This window comes from Phascolarctobacterium succinatutens, from assembly GCF_958453765.1.
In the GTDB taxonomy this organism is placed as follows: Bacteria; Bacillota; Negativicutes; order Acidaminococcales; family Acidaminococcaceae; genus Phascolarctobacterium_A; species Phascolarctobacterium_A succinatutens_B.
The window spans coordinates 14937-30854 of the sequence record NZ_CAUDZA010000029.1 but is presented as its reverse complement, the minus strand read 5'-3'; the positions used below and the strand labels follow the sequence as shown (position 1 = coordinate 30854).

Here is a 15918-nt window from a genome sequence, read left to right as displayed (position 1 = left end):
AGTGTTGGGGTATTGACTTAATCCAAGTCAATACCCCAACACTTATTATAGAACCGAGAAAAAGCCGTGTGCTGAAGCACACGGCGGTGGTGGCAGAATTTTTAGTTATAGGTTGACTATTTTTGTTCAGCCTTAATTTTTTCAACCTGCTCAACAGAAAGCGAAGTACCTTTAGCGACATCTTGCACAGATAAGCCCATGCTTAAAAGACGTTTGGCGGTAGCAAGTTTTTCTTCAGCTATACCTTCAACTCTACCTTTAGCTTCACCTTCGGCAAGAGATTCTTCACGAATATCCTTCATACGCATTTCGTAAGTCATATAGGAATTCCTCACTTTCTTATCATTCTTGATTTCCGTAATCGTATCAGCAACCTCGCGAGTGAAGTTGCTGGTAACTGTATTGTTGTTGATGTAGTCAAACAGGCTTTGAATATCTGGCGATACATCGCCCTTAGTGCCTAATGTGTTAAGAAACATAATAGCAGCTTCATCTGCTAATTCAATCTCCATGTTTTCCAGGCAGCGTCTTTTAAAAGTATAAATACGCTGGGAATCCTCAAAGAAGTCAAACAGGCAGAAGATGATGATATAAGTGGGAGAAAGCTCGTCATAATCCTGTCCCTTTTGCAGCATATCTGTATCCAACATGGCCTGGTAGTAGCGAGTGCGCTTGGGAAGTTGAAATTTACCAGTACGGCTGACAGGATTTTTGACCTGCATTTCCAGATTGTAATGCGTATTAGTGTCGTCAGCAATTCTGACGTCCAGACGAATACCATGGCTGTCGGGATAAACATCAAGTGTCTGTTCTGCTTCAAGATAGGTGATATCTGCAATTTTGGTGTGTAAAAGCTCCTCTAGAATATGCTTGCAGATGCGCTTTCTGAGCATAACGTGCTTGAAGAGAAAATCGTTGGAAAGAGTGAGCTTGTCAAGATTAGATACTTGGTTTTTCATATGTTTCCTCCTTTGATTATAGCATAAAATAAGGCAAAAATATATAAGACAGCAGATGTAAAAAAAAGCACCTGCCGAAAGCTCGACAGGCGCCACTGGTCCGCACGACCAGGCAAGAGCTCCGCAAAATTGCGGCTACCCATGCAACTAAGGTTATTATAACATAGAAAAAGAATAAAAACAATAGTTCATAAAACAAACATTTTTATAGGTTGAAATACGATGACCTTTTTGTACAAAAAACAGCTTCTAAGAATATCTTCTGCTTTTTTGATGTTTAACCGGATAACGATTCGTGATATACTTATTATGATTTGCAATTTTTGCTAGTGCTATGAGGATAAATTCAAAGCGTAACAAAATATTGTGATGCATGTGCTTTGAATAAATAATTTATTGAGGAGAAAAAGCTTATGGTTATAAAATATGCAACTGCGGAAGATATTGCTGCGATTGCCGCAGTGGAGGCAGAATGCTTTCCGCTGGCGGAGGCAGCAACGGAAAAGGAATTTATTGACAGGGTAAAATATTACGGCAATCATTTCTGGCTTATGTATGAGGCTGAAAAGCTGATTGCCTTCGTGGACGGCTTTGTGACGGATGAGCCTGATTTGACGGATGAAATGTACGAGAAGGCAACGCTGCACGATGAAAATGGCGCGTGGCAGATGATTTTCGGTGTTAATACAATTCCTGCTTATCGCAAGCATGGCTATGCCGGCGAGCTGATATGTCGTGCGATTGAGGATGCCAGAAAGCAGGGGAGAAAGGGTTTGGTGCTGACCTGCAAGGATAGGCTCGTTCATTATTATGCCAAATTCGGCTTTGCCGATGAGGGCGTGTCCGATAAATCTACTCATGGCAATGCTGTCTGGCATCAGATGAGGCTTACATTTTAATTGGGGGAGCTTAAGGGAATGCTCTAATTTGGCTTGTACATCATGACAATATTGCTGCTCTATATCTAATGTAGAAAAGCTGTGTGTCGAATAAATAAGCAGCTGCGCAAGCAAAAAGCCTGCGCAGTTTTTTCTGTCTGCGTTCTGTAAAGCGCTGCCGATGGCTTAGTTGGCAACGTAACGACAGACAAAATTTGTCAGAAATGTGAAGAAAATAGTTTACGCTTTTTTGTATATGTGTTACAATATTTATGTTATAGAATTATGCGACTTTTTTGGATGTGATTGATATAATGCAAAAGGAATTGATTATGCGCTGTTTGCCGACGGCCTTCTGCCATGCTTCAACAGTATTGGCGCTGCTAGACGGCAGCCTGCTTTGCTGTTGGTTCGGCGGTACGCATGAGGGCGAAAGCGATGTGGGTATCTACCTAAGCAGACGCACGGATGCAGGCTGGAGTGAGCCGAAGCTGCTGGTGAACGGGGCGGCGGCGAACTGGAATCCGGTGCTTTTTGCGGGCGCGGACGGCAGCTTGCTGCTGTTTTACAAGCAGGGCCAGCAGATTGCCGATTGGCAGACGTGGCTGCTGCAGTCGACGGATAATGGCGAAACCTGGAGCGGATCGCAGGAGCTGGTGCCCGGTGATGTGAGCGGCGGGCGCGGACCTGTACGCAATAAGCCGTTGCGTTTGGCGAGCGGACGCATTCTTGCCGGTGCTTCTACCGAACACGGCATCTGGAAGGCCTTTGCAGATATTAGTGATGATGATGGCGCAAGCTGGCATAAATCCTCTGCAGTGCAGATTGATGGCCTGCAATATCAGGAAGGCGAAAAGACTGCCGACAGTAATATTGCTGTAAGCCAGCAGTCGTTTTACGGACGCGGCGTAATCCAGCCGAGCCTGTGGCAGAGTGCGGACGGCAGCGTGCATATGCTGCTGCGCAGCAGCGAGGGCTTTGTCTATCGCAGCGATTCTGCGGATGACGGCGAAACCTGGTGCAGTGCCTACGCTTTGAGTCTGCCAAACAATAACAGCGGTCTTGACTTGGTACGGACTGCCGGCGGTGTACTCTACTTGGTGTGCAATCCGGTGGCTGCCAACTGGGGTCAGCGTTCTCCCTTAAGTCTGTTCAAATCTACAGATGAGGGTGCGAGCTGGCAAAAGCTGCTTGACCTGGAAACAGAGCCTGCGGAATTTTCCTATCCGGCGATTATTGCCGACGGTGAGAACCTTGTACTTACCTATACCTATAAGCGTTGTAATATTGCATGTGTAAAATTGAGCGCGGATGAACTTGTTACCCTTTAAATTTTAAATATAAGGAGATGTAAAACAATGAAGAAAATTTTAGTTGTGCTGATGGCTATGCTGACCATGGCTGTTATGCTTACCGGCTGCGGTGGCGACAGCAAAAAAGCAGCTTATCCTGCAGACGGAGATATTTCCGTAATTATTCCTAAGGCTCCTGGCGGCGGTACCGATATCTCTGCCAGAGGCCTGATCCAGTTCATGGAAAAAGAGCTGAAGGGCAGCAAATTTGTTCCCGTAAACAAACCCGATGGCGGCGGTGTAACCGGCATGGTAGAGCTGGCTAATGCTAAACCCGACGGCCATACTCTGGGCATGGTTACTGTTGAGCTGGCTATGTTCCCGCATCAGGGCAAATGCAAAAACACCTATAAGGATTATGCAGCTATCTGCGCTCCGATTGCAGCTCCGGCAGCTTTGATTGTGCCGAAGGATGCTCCTTATAACAGTGTAGACGAATTCGTAGCCTTCGCTAAGGCAAACCCCGGCAAGGTGAAGATGGGTAACTCCGGTATCGGCGCTATCTGGCATATTGCCGCACTTTCCTTTGAAGAAGAATTCGGCGTACAATTCAAGCATGTACCGTATCCGAAAGGATCCGCTGACATTGCTGCTGCTCTGGCAGGCAAGCACATCGACGCAACTTTGGCTGACCCGTCTGTATTCAAGAGCCAGGTAGACGCAGGCAACCTGAAGATTCTGGCTGTTATGGCTGACACCCGTAGCGTAATTTATCCGGATGTTCCGACCTTCAAAGAGCTGGGCCACAACATGACCGTTCGCGCTTGGGCAGCACTGGTTGCTCCTAAGGATACTCCGAAAGAAAAGCTGGAAGCTCTGCGCGCTGCTGCTAAAAAGGTTTGCGAATCCAAGGAATTCAAGGATTATTTCATGAAACAGGGTATCGACCCGACCTGCATTATCGGTGCCGATGCTGATAAGATGATGGCTGAAGACCATGCAATGTATGAAAAATTCCTGAAGAAAGCAAAATAAAATCGCTGTAAGGCGTAAATGAAAATACCGACGCTGTAACCCGGAAGGGTTACTGACGTCGGTATTTTTTGTTGTTCTTATTTCACCTGTAATTCTCTTGACCATACTATTACTATATAGCTTATAATAACAATAAAAATCAAAGGAGGCTGATTATGTCGGAACATTTATGTACCTTGTCGACAGGAGATAAGGTTTATTTTTACGATAAAAGCATTGTTATCTATTTCGCAGGAGCACGTAAAATCTTAAGCACATCGCTTTATAACGGCGGTTACCATGATGATTACACTGCCGTATATAATTATGATGCCAAGCAGGGAGCAGGTATGCCCTGCGAAATGCTGGCGGACACCTATGTGGAGCACATGCGCCTTGTATCCAAGCGCCTGGCGCTGGACCCGGACAAGGTGAGCGGAATGGGCACGGCGGCCAGCATGGAAAACGTCGTGGTAGAAACCATGAGCTTTAAGGAGCTTACCGTGACCGCCATCGTAACCGGCGGCATCGAAACTAACGGCGGCCGTGCGGGTGACCCTGCGGATTACTATAAGCCGCAGCCCAAGCCTGTGAAGTATGGTACCATCAATATTATGCTGCTGTTGGACTGTGATATGCCTGAAGGAACAATGGCGCGCGCTCTGGTGACCTGCACTGAGGCTAAGACCGCTGCCATTCAGGAGCTGCTGGAGGGCAGCAAATATTCCAACGGTATTGCTACAGGCTCCGGCACAGACCAGACAATTATCATCGCCAACAGTGCGAGCGAGCTGTACATGGAGGGAGCAGGCAAGCACTCCAAGCTGGGTGAGCTTATCGGCAAAACCGTGAAGAACGCAGTTAAAAAAGCGCTGGCCAAGCAATCCAGCCTCACTCCCACAAAACAGCATGACGTATTCCGCCGCCTCAAACGCTTTGACATCAAGGCGGGCGATATGTGGCAGGCATACAGCGCACAGGATGCTGCGGTAGTAAAGCCGGAATATCTGCTGGCAGCCGAAAAGCTGGCTAAGGAAGATATAATGCTGGTATATACTTCGCTCTATGCGCACCTGTTGGACCAGCATTTGTGGGAGCTTATCAGCGCTAAAGAAATGCAGCTGGCAGGGCAGAAGCTGCTGCAGGCTATTGCAGAGCAATATAATGTTGAAGCTGAGATTATAAATGAAGGCACTTTGCCTGTTATGCTGGCTTCCTGGCAGCAGCAGTTCAACAAAATTATCGCTGAGCGGTTGCATCCAACTGCAAAAGAGAGCTAGTTTCAGGTGAGAAAATATAAATATACGCTTGACCTTATAGCGGCAATATAGTGTATATTATGGTTGTAATCAAAGGAAGCGAGGTGAATAATATGCATCCGAAATTTGAAATTCCGACTGATCCGCACGGCAAGCATCGGTATGAAAGCGCTATGAAGCACGTAGAGGCTGCTAAAAAGGCAGGCAAATCCAGCGACGAAATCCATGCTATCTTCAAAAAGGTAATGGAGTTCAACCCGATGGACATCGAAAGCATTCCGCAGGATGAAGCACATGCTAAGTATCGCACTGCCATGGTGCATATGAAAAAAGCATTGGAAAACGGCAAGAGCGCAGACGAAGCGCATGAGGTTTTCCGCAAAATCATGAATGGCGAGACCAGCGGTCACTGCCACCACAGCAAATAAGGCTGAAAGCAAAAGCATCGTAGGCTATTGAGGTAGCTTACGATGCTTTTTTGTATACAAAAAAGGCGCCTGCCGAAAGCTCGACAGGCGCTACTGGTCCGCATGACTAGGCATAAGCTCCGCAAAATTGCGGCTACTCATGCAACTAAGATAATTATAGCATAGGCAAAGAATAAAAACAATAGTTCGATAAAAGAAAAATGAAGTTGCGTAAAATAATTTATAAAAATTTTATAAAAGCAAGTCAAGATAGACAGATATTGTCCAATTTATATGGTAAGATTATATTAAAGCAGAAGTCAAAAAGCTTCGGCAACGCGAGAAGTTCGCAAAATGGCTTTTGTTTTACCATGATATCTGTAATGCCGGGCATGATGGTATTCAAGATATCCTAATTATTGAAGGGAAGGTGTTTGAAAATGAGAACAACAGGAAAATTTGCGGCAGCAATCCTCAGTGCAATTATTATGGCTAATGGCTTGAGCTTGCCGATGGCTTATGCTGCGCCGTCAAGCAGCTATGTAAATGTGGATGAAAAGTACGACCCGTTTGCAGAAGAAGAAATGCCTGCTAAGGAGGCATTTCCTTCGAAGCTGACTTTTAAGGAAAGACTTGCGCTGCAGAAAAAAGAGGAGCAGGCCGCTGCTCAAAAGGTGACAATTGCCAATGTTATGCCGGGACATATTTATATCCCTAAAAAAACTATGCTTAACGTTGAGCTCATTGAGCCTGCTAACTCTAAAACTCACAAGAAAAATCAGCAGGTGGAGTTCAAAACTACCGAAAATCTGATAATCAACGGAGTTGTAGTTATTCCCAAAGGTACTGTAGGCATGGGTTATGTATATGAAGTGCAAAAAGCAGGCGGCTTCGGCAGAAAGGGTGTACTGCGTATTGCAGGCAAGGAAATCAAGACGTTGAACAATGTAAGCGTTCCGTTGAGAAAAGGACTTGAAGGCAAGGGCAAAACCGATGGCGGTGCTGTGGCTGTTGCTGCTGCGGTTAGCCTGGTGGGCGGTCTTTTTATGAAGGGCAGCAATATCAACTATCCGGCCGGTACTGATTTTCAGGTAGAGGTTAGGGATAATGTGGATTTGGGCGTAACTCCGGAGGAGCTGAAGGATGCTATGAATCCTAATATTCCGCATGGTCAGGAAATCGTTGTTGAAGTTAAATAAGGTATCTGAGTGAATTAAGGTTTAACCTTTCGTGCTTTGGTGAATCTGCGCAGGCTGTGTGCTTGCGCAGATTTTTTTATGTGTCTTTAGCCCGTAGAGCGCTATCAAGTTTATTTTCAAAGAATTGAGCTAGTGCTTTAAACAAAACCACTAGCTATGCGGTGAGCATTGATTTAAAGCTGGCTTTTGATCCAAACTTATTTTTCAGGCCGATTACATGTAACTACAGTCACGTTTTTCAAATCATTTTCGGCAGGAAATTTTATTCCGCCAGCGAATAAATATAAATATAGACAGATTTGAGAAGGAGGAATAATATGTCTGGCAAATCATTACCGAAGCCTTCCTCAAAGACAGCTTTGAACAAAAAATATCAGCTTCTTGCTATAGAAACAAAGGGACGTCTTGATACAGCTACTGAAAATGGCAGAGCAAATATTAATCTGCTTCAGAAATACTATAATGCTTTTTCCAATTTGTATGGCGCTATTATCCTTGACGATGCATGGGATATATTTAAAATACTTGAAAAGGAAAAAATCTCAAAAAAGCAGATCCTGAAAAAGGATTTTCTGTTTTTTTCGGAAGTGGCCAGATATGAGGCACATAACTATTTTGTGTTGGAGATAGATGAGCTATATGAGGCTGAAGAACGTGGCAGTGCCGCCAGACGTTTTATTCTGAATAAAAAGCTTTATAAAAAAGGATATTCAAGGTTCGACTCTTATTATCGGCTTGCTGATAAGCAATTAAATCATCCATTATGCGTTTTGGATAGGGATGAACTGCTTTCATGGGACGAGCCGGGGATGCTTTGGCGTTCTGCTGAAGGAGCTGCGTTAAAGCTGTTTGTCGAAAACCTTAGCGTTGACAACAAATCCGTAAACCAAGATATTAATGGAGAGAAGATTGCGGGCAAGCTCTTAAAAGACTTTATCTTTTGGCATGATAGTGAAAAATTTGCCTACTCATATGCTAAGCGGGAATGGGAAAAGAAAGAGCTGGAAGAATACCAGAACGTAGACGAATCCGAGAAAATACTTAGGTTGATAGAGAAATATATTAATAGTGCAGTGCTGTATACCGAGATAAATAAGCAAATAGATTTTGTATTAAAAGATTTGCAAGAAGTTGGTGTATGCTTGACGGAGCAGCAGTTCAAAACATTTTTACAACTATATAGTGACTTTTCAAATAGCAGTCGTAAATGGCCTTTATGTGGTTGGCAACCAGTTGAACTTAGCAATCTGTATAAAAATTTTTCCAAGCCGGCTATTTCATTCGGCAAAAATATGCAGCGGGCATTTGAGGATGGAACCTTAAATAAGGATGAGTTAATAGAAGAAATTAGAAAACTTGATATTGATGTGATAGATATGTAAAGCGGGTGAGAATACTGCTATGAATCATGAAAATAATTTATCCAAGCTAACCGCATAACAGCACAGCATTACAAGGCGTTCTACCGAACTGCGGTAGAACGCCTTTACTATTCCTCCGCCATCTATGCTATAATAATATGTAAAAAAACCAACGTGAGGAGCGATTATCATGAAATACGTTGCCTGTTACGGCGATTCTCTGGTGCAGGGCTTTCCCTTCGGCCCACGCTATTCCTGGACCGCTCAGGTGGAAAAGCTGACGCAGATTAAAATGCTCAACTACGGCGTCTGTGGTGACTGCTGCGACGATATCATCTACCGCATGCGCCAGTACGCACTGCCGGAATATGTGCAGCACGTTCTCTTCCTCGGCGGTGCCAACGACATTCTGCAGGGGCGCCGTATTGAGGACATCAGCCGCGATTACAAGCGTGTGCTGGAGTGGTGCGAGGAAAAGCGGTACAGCCTGTGCATCGTGCTACCGTTCATCAGTACGGAGCAGGCGCTCAACCGTCAGCTGCTGAACCTGCGGCAGGAGGCAGAGCATATCTGCGGCGGCAAGGCCTTCCTGCTGGATTTGCAGCCTGCCATCGGCATGGACGCAGGGGCACGCTTCAAGGCCTACGTTGACGGCATTCATCCCAAATCCCAGACGTATGAGGCGATGGGAAGCTACGCAGCGCCGCTGATCTGGCAATGGCTGAAGGACGAAAAAGAGGCTTAGAAAAAATTTTTGAAGGTGACAAGTAAAAATACTTGACAAGCATCGCTTTATGCTTTATACTTACATAGTCGACTAAATTTCGAGAGGGATAAATATGTCAGCAGAAGAAATTTTTGCGCAGCGTATGCGCTTAGGCAGGCTCTTTGATATTTATGGCGGACTTCTGACAGCTAAGCAGAAGCAATGCCTGGGACTGTATTTCTATGACGACTTGTCTCTGAGTGAGATTTCGGAGGAGCTGGGCGTTTCGCGTCAGGCTGTCCACGACCTGCTCAAGCGTGTTGAGCAGCTGCTAGAACGATATGAAGCATCACTGAAGGTGCTGAGCCGCGAGGAGGAGCTGCATGCTAAGCTGCAGCAGGCAATAGATTTGCTGGCAACTCCGGATGAGGCAAAAAAAGACGAGGCCGTGCAAATGCTGAAAGAGCTTTGCAGTGAAGGTAGGTAGATAGAATGGCATTTGAAAGTTTATCTGAAAGATTACAAAATGCATTAAAGATGTTCCGCGGCAACGGCAAGCTGACTGAGGAGGATTTAAAGGCTCCTATGCGCGAAGTGCGTATGGCGCTTTTGGAGGCCGACGTTAACTTCAAGGTTGTTAAGGACTTTGTAGCCAAGGTTAAAGAGCGCGCTGTTGGTGAAGCAATCGGCGAAGGCCTGAATCCGCACCAGCAGATTATCAAGATAGTTAATGAAGAGCTGATTGAGCTTTTGGGCGGTACCCAAAGCAAGCTCACTGTTGCTCCAAAACCGCCGACAGTTATTATGCTGGTTGGTCTGCAGGGCGCAGGTAAAACTACTACCGCCGGCAAGCTGGCCAATTACCTGAAGCGTAAGCACAAAAAACCGCTTCTGGTTGCAGGCGACGTTTACCGTCCTGCTGCTATTACCCAGCTGCAGGTTTTGGGCGAACAGCTGAATGTGCCGGTATTTACTCTGGGCGATAAGGTTTCTCCTGTAGAAATTGCCCAAAAGGCCATGGAAAAGGCGCATAGCCTAGCATGCGATACGGTAATTATCGATACCGCAGGCCGCTTACATATAAATGAAGAGCTGATGGAGGAGCTGCGCAACATTAAGGGCGCTGTTCATCCTCAGGAAATTCTGCTGGTTGTAGATGCTATGACCGGTCAGGACGCAGTAACTGTTGCTGAAAGCTTTGATAAGGAATTGGGCATTGACGGCCTGATTGTTACCAAGCTCGATGGCGATGCCCGCGGTGGTGCGGTGCTTTCCGTAAAGGCTGTTACCGGCAAGCCGGTTAAGCTGATCGGCTTGGGCGAAAAGCTGGATGCTTTGGAGCCCTTCCATCCGGACCGTATGGCTTCCCGTATTCTGGGCATGGGCGATATCCTGACTCTGGTAGAAAAAATCCAGTCTACAACTGATCTCGCCAAGGCATTGGAGATGGAGAAAAAGCTGCGTAAGGATGAATTCACCTTAGAGCAGTTCCTGGACCAGATGCAGCAGGTTAAAAAGCTGGGTTCTCTGGAAACCATCTTAGGCTTAATCCCCGGCATGGGCGGCATCAGCCAAAAGCTGAAGGAAGCTAATGTGGACGAAAAGGAATTCGACCGCATCGAAGCAATCATCCGCTCCATGACCAAGAAGGAAAGACAAAAACCCGAAATCATCAATGGCAGCCGTCGTAAACGTATCGCTGCAGGCTGCGGCATGCGTGTACAGGATGTCAACAAGCTTCTGAAAAACTTCGAAGAAAGCAAGAAGATGATGAAGCGTATGCAGGGTATGGCAAAGTTTGCTTCCAAAGGCGGCTTCAAGCTGCCGTTTGGCAGATAATAAATGAAAAGTTCCATGTTGTGAGATATTAATTTAAGGAGGTGAAAATCAACATGGCAGTTAAAATCCGTTTAAAACGTATGGGCGCTAAAAAAGCTCCTTTCTATCGTATTGTTGTTGCAGACGCTCGTTCTCCTCGTGATGGTCGTTTCATCGAATCCATCGGTTACTACGATTCTACCATTCAACCGGCTACCGTAAAAATCGACGCTGAAAAAGCTATCGACTGGATGAACAAAGGCGCTCAACCTACCGATACCGTTAAAAACCTGTTCAGCAAGGATGGTATCATGAAAAAATTTGCTGAAGCTAAAGCAGCAAAATAATTTGAGGGGGCGTGATCTACATGAAGGAATTGGTAGAAGTTATGGCCAAATCTCTTGTAAATGATCCCTCTGCAGTAGTAGTGGAGGAGGAGACCACCGGTACAACAACGGTGCTTCGCCTCCATGTTGCTTCTGAAGATATGGGTAAGGTTATTGGAAAACAGGGCCGTATCGCAAAAGCTATCAGAACTGTTATGAAAGCAGTAGCAACCCGTGAAAATGTGAAAGTCATTGTCGAAATTATTTGATTGAGGATGGTATATCGCTATGGATAAAATGATCGTTAGGGTTCCCGTCGCTGTTAAAGCAAAAGTTACTGAAGATTTAAAGTTGAAAATTGTTGGAGATCTCCAAAATACCATAAAGAATATGGAGCTTGATCTGGAGCAATTCGAGTTCCAGGCTAAAAAAGCATTGCATCAGGCTGCCAGCGATTTGAGCGTGCTTCCGGCTTTGCGCGAACAAATTGACATCGAAAGAAATAAGCGTACTGCTGCCAAACAAGAAGCAGAGGCTAAGCTGAAAAGAGCGGAAGCTCTGGAGCTGGGCGCTGAAATTGGTCATGGTACCCTGGAGCGTACTGTAGAAATTACCGTAGGCACCAATATCGATACCCTGATGGGCGCAGAAATCCTTACCGAAGACGGTAAGATTATCGCTTTCCGCGAATAATCCATGGAAAACCAAATAGTTATTGGCAAAATTGTCGCTCCGCACGGTGTGCGGGGCGATATTCGTATATTGCCGTTAACCGATAAGCCGGAACAATTTTTAGACCTGGATTATCTGCTGCTGCCGGACGGCCGCAAGCTGACCGTTAAAGCAGCACGCTTTCATAAAAGAATGGTGCTGGTGACTACTGCCGAAATCAAAAGCATGAACGAGTCCGAGCTGCTGCGCGGTATGGAGGTAAGCATTAACGCTGAGGACCTGCCGGAGCTGGAGGAAGGACGCTTCTATGTTGCTGATCTCATCGGCCTGCCTGTTTATGACGAGCAGGGCGAGCAAATCGGCACCTTTAAGGACGCACTGAGCACAGGCAGCAATGATGTTTATGTTATCGCTGTCCCCGGACAGAAGGATTATCTGTTGCCGGCACTGAAGAAATATGTCAAGGAAATCAATCTGGCAGAAAAGCGCATTGTCGTAGAGCTGCCTGAGTGGGTTGAGGCAGAATGAAGTTTTTATTTGTAACCTTATTTCCCGAACAGATTGAGCAGGCTGCAGGTCACAGCATTCTGCAGCGCGCTGCCTCCAAGGGCCTGATTGAGGTGAGCTGCATCAATCCGCGCGATTTTACGTATGACGTGCATCGCACGGTGGATGATTCTCCATTCGGCGGCGGTGCCGGTATGGTGCTGAAGCCGGAGCCGATGGTGGCTGCCATCCGCAAGGCGAAGGAGCAGTTGCCAAACGCCCGTGTTATTGCGATGTGCCCGGGAGGACGCACGCTCAAACAGAGCATCGTTGAGGAATATGCCCACAGCGGCCAGGATTTTATCTTCGTCTGCGGTCATTACGAGGGCTTTGATGAGCGCATCTTCCATTGGGTTGATGAAAAGCTGTCTATCGGCGATTACGTGCTCACCGGCGGCGAAATGCCTGCCATCATCGTGATGGATGCAATTTCCCGCTTTATTCCCGGCGTATTGGGCAAGATTGAAAGTGCGGAGGAGGATTCCTTCAGCACCGGTCTTCTGGAATACCCGCAGTACACCCGTCCGGTGAACTTTGAGGGCCTGGAGGTGCCTGAGGTGCTGCGCAGCGGCAACCATGCGCTGATTAACAGCTGGCGCCTGAAGCAGTCGCTCAAGGCAACGCTCGCTCTGCGTCCCGACCTTTTGAGTGCGGAGCAGAAGGAGCTTTTGACAGGCCGCTTGCCCTATAAAATGAAAAAATCGGAGCGCCGCTTCTATGAGGAGCTGCGTGCCGAAATAGCTGCAGAGCAGGAAAAACATGCAAGCGCCGAGGTGAAGGAGGATGAGGCGAATGGCTGATCTATATGTTGGCCTTGTCCATTATCCTATCTATAACAAGCGCATGAACATTATCGCCGGCGCGGTGACTAACTTTGATATCCACGATATCTCGCGTACCTGTCGCACCTACAATGTGCAGGGCTATTACATCATCCACCCGTTGGAGGTCCAGAAGCAGATTATCGACAAGATACTTTCCTACTGGCAGGAGGGCTATGGCAAGGTGTATAACCCCGACCGTGCCGACGCGCTGAGCCGTGTGCTGTGGCAGCCTGATATTGCAAGTGCAGTGCAGACGATTGTAGAGCGCACAGGCAAGCAGCCTTACGTTGTCACTACGGATGCACGCATTTATCCCAACACCGTTTCCTACAGCTTTATGCGCAAGCAGCTGCAGGAGGGTGACAGACCGGTGCTGCTTTTGTTCGGCACAGGCTTTGGCATTGAGGCGGAAACTATGGCCAAATTTGATTATATTCTAGAGCCTGTTTACGGCCCCTGTGACTATAATCATCTTTGTGTGCGCAGTGCCGCAGCCATTATTCTGGACAGGCTTGCAGGCGAGGCCTGGTGGGAAAAAAATTAAAGAAAAATGCAAGAAATTATACACTTTTCTCTTGCATTAATTGTTTGTCTATGATACAATTTACGTTGTGTAATACGGACGGTCCGCTGTGGAGTTCGCACATGAACGTCTATGATTTAGGAGGAAACTATGAACATTATTGAAGTACTGGAACAAGAACAACTTCGTTCCGACATCCCTGAGTTTAAAGCAGGCGACACCGTTAAAGTTTATTGCAAAATCGTCGAGGGTACCCGCGAGCGCGTTCAGCTGTTTGAAGGCGTTGTAATTTCCCGCAGTGGCTCCGGCGTTCGTGAAAACTTCACCGTTCGTCGTATTTCTTACGGCGTTGGCGTAGAAAGAACTTTCCCGGTTCACAGCCCGCGTATTGAGAAAATTGTTGTAGCACGCGTTGGTATCGTTCGCCGTGCTAAACTGTATTATCTGCGCAAACTGACTGGTAAAGCTGCTCGTATCAGAGAAAAACGCTAATCAATCTTGTTTATGTAAAAGGGACTGTAGTAGTACGGTCCCTTTTATTACGTTATGAAGCATTTATGCTTTAAAATAAAGCAAATTTACAATTATGTCATAACTGAAGCTGCAATCTATGCTACAATATATCTATATTATTGTAGTTAAAAATCCGGCCTGTGCCGGCGATAGAGAGGAGGCTCATTAGTTGAGCAAGAAAAGTGGAACCTCCTGGCAGGATTCTGCCAGTGACTGGCTTGTTTCGATTATCATTGCGGTAGCACTCGCATTCTGCATCCGCACCTTTTTGGTAGAGCCTTACATGGTAGAAGGCTCCTCTATGTATCCTACGCTGGTAAACCATGAGCGTCTTGTCGTTGATAAGCTGAGCTACTTTGTTACCGACCCTAAGAAGGGCGAAATCGTAGTCTTCCGCTTCCCCAAGGACCAGACCCGTGACTTTATCAAGCGCGTTATCGCAGTTGGCGGTGACACTGTGGAGATGCAGCAGGGCAAGGTATTCGTCAACGGCAAGCAGCTGAACGAAACCTACATTTACCACAATGACCCTAAGGGCAAAAATATTTCCGATTACCGCAAGGTAGTTGTTCCCAAGGATACCATCTTTGTATTGGGTGATAACCGTAATAACTCTGAGGACAGCCGTTTTGCCGACGTTGGCTTTGTGCCGCTGAAGCTGGTTAAGGGACGTGCGTTGGTTGCCTTCTGGCCGCTGGACAAGATGCGCGTGCTGAAGGCTGATACGGGTATGGGCGAATGATGCTGGAGGATTTTAAGATTCAGTGGTTCCCCGGCCATATGACCAAGGCGAAGCGCATGATGGAAAGCCAGATTAAGCTGGTTGACGTAGTGGTGGAAATGCTGGACGCACGTATTCCGCGCTCCAGTACTAACCCCATGCTGCAGGATATCCTTGGCAGCAAGCCTAAGGTTATCGCACTGAACAAGATTGATATGGCAGACAAGGCCCAGACTGACCTGTGGCTGGAAAAAATTAAGCACAGCGGTCTGCCTGTGTGCAAGATTGACTGCGCTACCGGTAAGGGCGTTAAGCAACTTATCAGTGCAGTTCAGCTGGCTGCCAAGCCGGTGATTGATAAATGGCTGAAGAAGGGCGTGCGCAACCGTCCCGTCCGCGTTATGATTGTAGGTATTCCGAATGTTGGCAAGTCTACCCTGATTAACCGCCTCGTAGGCAAGAACAAGGTAATGGCTGCCGATAAGCCGGGTGTGACACGCGGACAGCAGTGGGTAACGATTGCCAAGGGCTTAGAGCTTTTGGATACGCCTGGTGTACTCTGGCCTAAGTTTGAGGACCCGTCGGTGGGCTTTGCGCTTGCTGTTACCGGCGCCATCAAGGAGGATGTATTCGACAGGGAGCAGGCCGTAGAGCTGCTGCTTGATCTGTTGATACGCAAATATCCTCAGGATTTGCAAACTAAATATGCAGTAAGCCTCGAGCAGGGTGATGATGTCAACGCCGTTATGGCGAAGATTGCCGTTGCCAGAGGTTGTCTGAAGTCTGGTGGACTGCTGGACCTTGATAAGGTTATTCAGCTTGTACTCAGAGACTTCCGAGCAGGACGTTTAGGGCGGTTTACAATCGACGAGCCTTGATTTGTCGTGCCATAAAAACCGC

20 protein-coding genes are annotated in these 15918 nt (G+C 46.8%); 19 read left to right on the top strand and 1 reads right to left on the bottom strand.

Features of this window, described 5'->3' with window-relative positions:
- Positions 1–116: 116 nt before the first annotated feature.
- Positions 117–959: an Rpn family recombination-promoting nuclease/putative transposase gene (locus tag Q7Q81_RS09800; protein ID WP_304275744.1), complete on the bottom strand. Its 843-nt coding sequence runs from the start codon at positions 957–959 to the stop codon at positions 117–119.
- A gap of 413 nt (positions 960–1372) precedes the next feature.
- Between Q7Q81_RS09800 and Q7Q81_RS09795 the strand changes: the two genes are divergently transcribed.
- The 19 genes from Q7Q81_RS09795 to ylqF all read left to right on the top strand — a co-directional run bounded on the left by Q7Q81_RS09795 (position 1373) and on the right by ylqF (position 15896).
- A complete protein-coding gene (locus Q7Q81_RS09795; RefSeq protein WP_304275742.1) occupies positions 1373–1858 on the top strand; it encodes a GNAT family N-acetyltransferase in 486 nt (161 codons plus the stop codon).
- Positions 1859–2151: 293 nt separating this feature from the next.
- Complete coding sequence (locus tag Q7Q81_RS09790) at positions 2152–3168, top strand: sialidase family protein (RefSeq protein ID WP_304275739.1); 1017 nt, start codon at positions 2152–2154, stop codon at positions 3166–3168.
- Between the two features lie 27 nt (positions 3169–3195).
- Positions 3196–4164 (top strand): tripartite tricarboxylate transporter substrate binding protein, encoded by a 969-nt coding sequence (locus tag Q7Q81_RS09785; protein WP_021720217.1) that lies wholly within the window; start codon positions 3196–3198, stop codon positions 4162–4164.
- Between the two features lie 155 nt (positions 4165–4319).
- Positions 4320–5423: an adenosylcobinamide amidohydrolase gene (locus Q7Q81_RS09780; protein ID WP_304275737.1), complete on the top strand. Its 1104-nt coding sequence runs from the start codon at positions 4320–4322 to the stop codon at positions 5421–5423.
- Positions 5424–5515: 92 nt separating this feature from the next.
- Positions 5516–5830, top strand: coding sequence for a hypothetical protein (locus Q7Q81_RS09775; RefSeq protein WP_293689920.1), 315 nt, complete (start codon positions 5516–5518; stop codon positions 5828–5830).
- A 419-nt stretch (positions 5831–6249) separates the two neighbouring features.
- Entirely contained in the window at positions 6250–7008 is a 759-nt protein-coding gene (locus tag Q7Q81_RS09770; protein ID WP_304275734.1) for a hypothetical protein, read from the top strand.
- A 317-nt stretch (positions 7009–7325) separates the two neighbouring features.
- Complete coding sequence (locus tag Q7Q81_RS09765) at positions 7326–8390, top strand: hypothetical protein (protein WP_304275731.1); 1065 nt, start codon at positions 7326–7328, stop codon at positions 8388–8390.
- Positions 8391–8559: 169 nt separating this feature from the next.
- Positions 8560–9114: a GDSL-type esterase/lipase family protein gene (locus tag Q7Q81_RS09760; protein WP_304275729.1), complete on the top strand. Its 555-nt coding sequence runs from the start codon at positions 8560–8562 to the stop codon at positions 9112–9114.
- 94 nt (positions 9115–9208) lie between these two features.
- Positions 9209–9562, top strand: a complete 354-nt coding sequence (ylxM, locus tag Q7Q81_RS09755; RefSeq protein ID WP_009145932.1) for a YlxM family DNA-binding protein — start codon at positions 9209–9211, stop codon at positions 9560–9562.
- A gap of 5 nt (positions 9563–9567) precedes the next feature.
- Complete coding sequence (gene ffh / locus Q7Q81_RS09750; protein ID WP_009145931.1) at positions 9568–10914, top strand: signal recognition particle protein; 1347 nt, start codon at positions 9568–9570, stop codon at positions 10912–10914.
- A gap of 53 nt (positions 10915–10967) precedes the next feature.
- On the top strand, positions 10968–11240 hold the full coding sequence (rpsP, locus tag Q7Q81_RS09745) for a 30S ribosomal protein S16 (protein ID WP_304275727.1): 273 nt from the start codon (positions 10968–10970) through the stop codon (positions 11238–11240).
- A gap of 20 nt (positions 11241–11260) precedes the next feature.
- Entirely contained in the window at positions 11261–11488 is a 228-nt protein-coding gene (locus Q7Q81_RS09740; RefSeq protein ID WP_009145929.1) for a KH domain-containing protein, read from the top strand.
- Positions 11489–11507: 19 nt separating this feature from the next.
- Complete coding sequence (locus Q7Q81_RS09735) at positions 11508–11912, top strand: YlqD family protein (RefSeq protein WP_021719181.1); 405 nt, start codon at positions 11508–11510, stop codon at positions 11910–11912.
- A 3-nt stretch (positions 11913–11915) separates the two neighbouring features.
- Positions 11916–12419 carry a ribosome maturation factor RimM gene (gene rimM, locus Q7Q81_RS09730; RefSeq protein ID WP_009145927.1) on the top strand — a complete coding sequence of 168 codons (504 nt, stop codon included), beginning with the start codon at positions 11916–11918 and terminating at the stop codon, positions 12417–12419.
- The gene (gene trmD / locus Q7Q81_RS09725) at positions 12416–13237 is read left to right on the top strand and encodes a tRNA (guanosine(37)-N1)-methyltransferase TrmD (protein ID WP_304275724.1); all 822 of its coding nucleotides are present in this window, start codon (positions 12416–12418) and stop codon (positions 13235–13237) included. The genes rimM and trmD overlap by 4 nt, the downstream gene beginning before the upstream one ends.
- Positions 13230–13805: an RNA methyltransferase gene (locus Q7Q81_RS09720; RefSeq protein ID WP_304275722.1), complete on the top strand. Its 576-nt coding sequence runs from the start codon at positions 13230–13232 to the stop codon at positions 13803–13805. Before trmD ends, Q7Q81_RS09720 begins: the two co-directional genes overlap by 8 nt.
- A 129-nt stretch (positions 13806–13934) precedes the next feature.
- Entirely contained in the window at positions 13935–14276 is a 342-nt protein-coding gene (rplS, locus tag Q7Q81_RS09715; protein ID WP_009145924.1) for a 50S ribosomal protein L19, read from the top strand.
- 190 nt (positions 14277–14466) lie between these two features.
- Positions 14467–15039 (top strand): signal peptidase I, encoded by a 573-nt coding sequence (lepB, locus tag Q7Q81_RS09710; RefSeq protein ID WP_304275719.1) that lies wholly within the window; start codon positions 14467–14469, stop codon positions 15037–15039.
- Complete coding sequence (gene ylqF, locus Q7Q81_RS09705) at positions 15036–15896, top strand: ribosome biogenesis GTPase YlqF (RefSeq protein ID WP_293392591.1); 861 nt, start codon at positions 15036–15038, stop codon at positions 15894–15896. Before lepB ends, ylqF begins: the two co-directional genes overlap by 4 nt.
- The last annotated feature ends 22 nt before the right edge of the window (positions 15897–15918 follow it).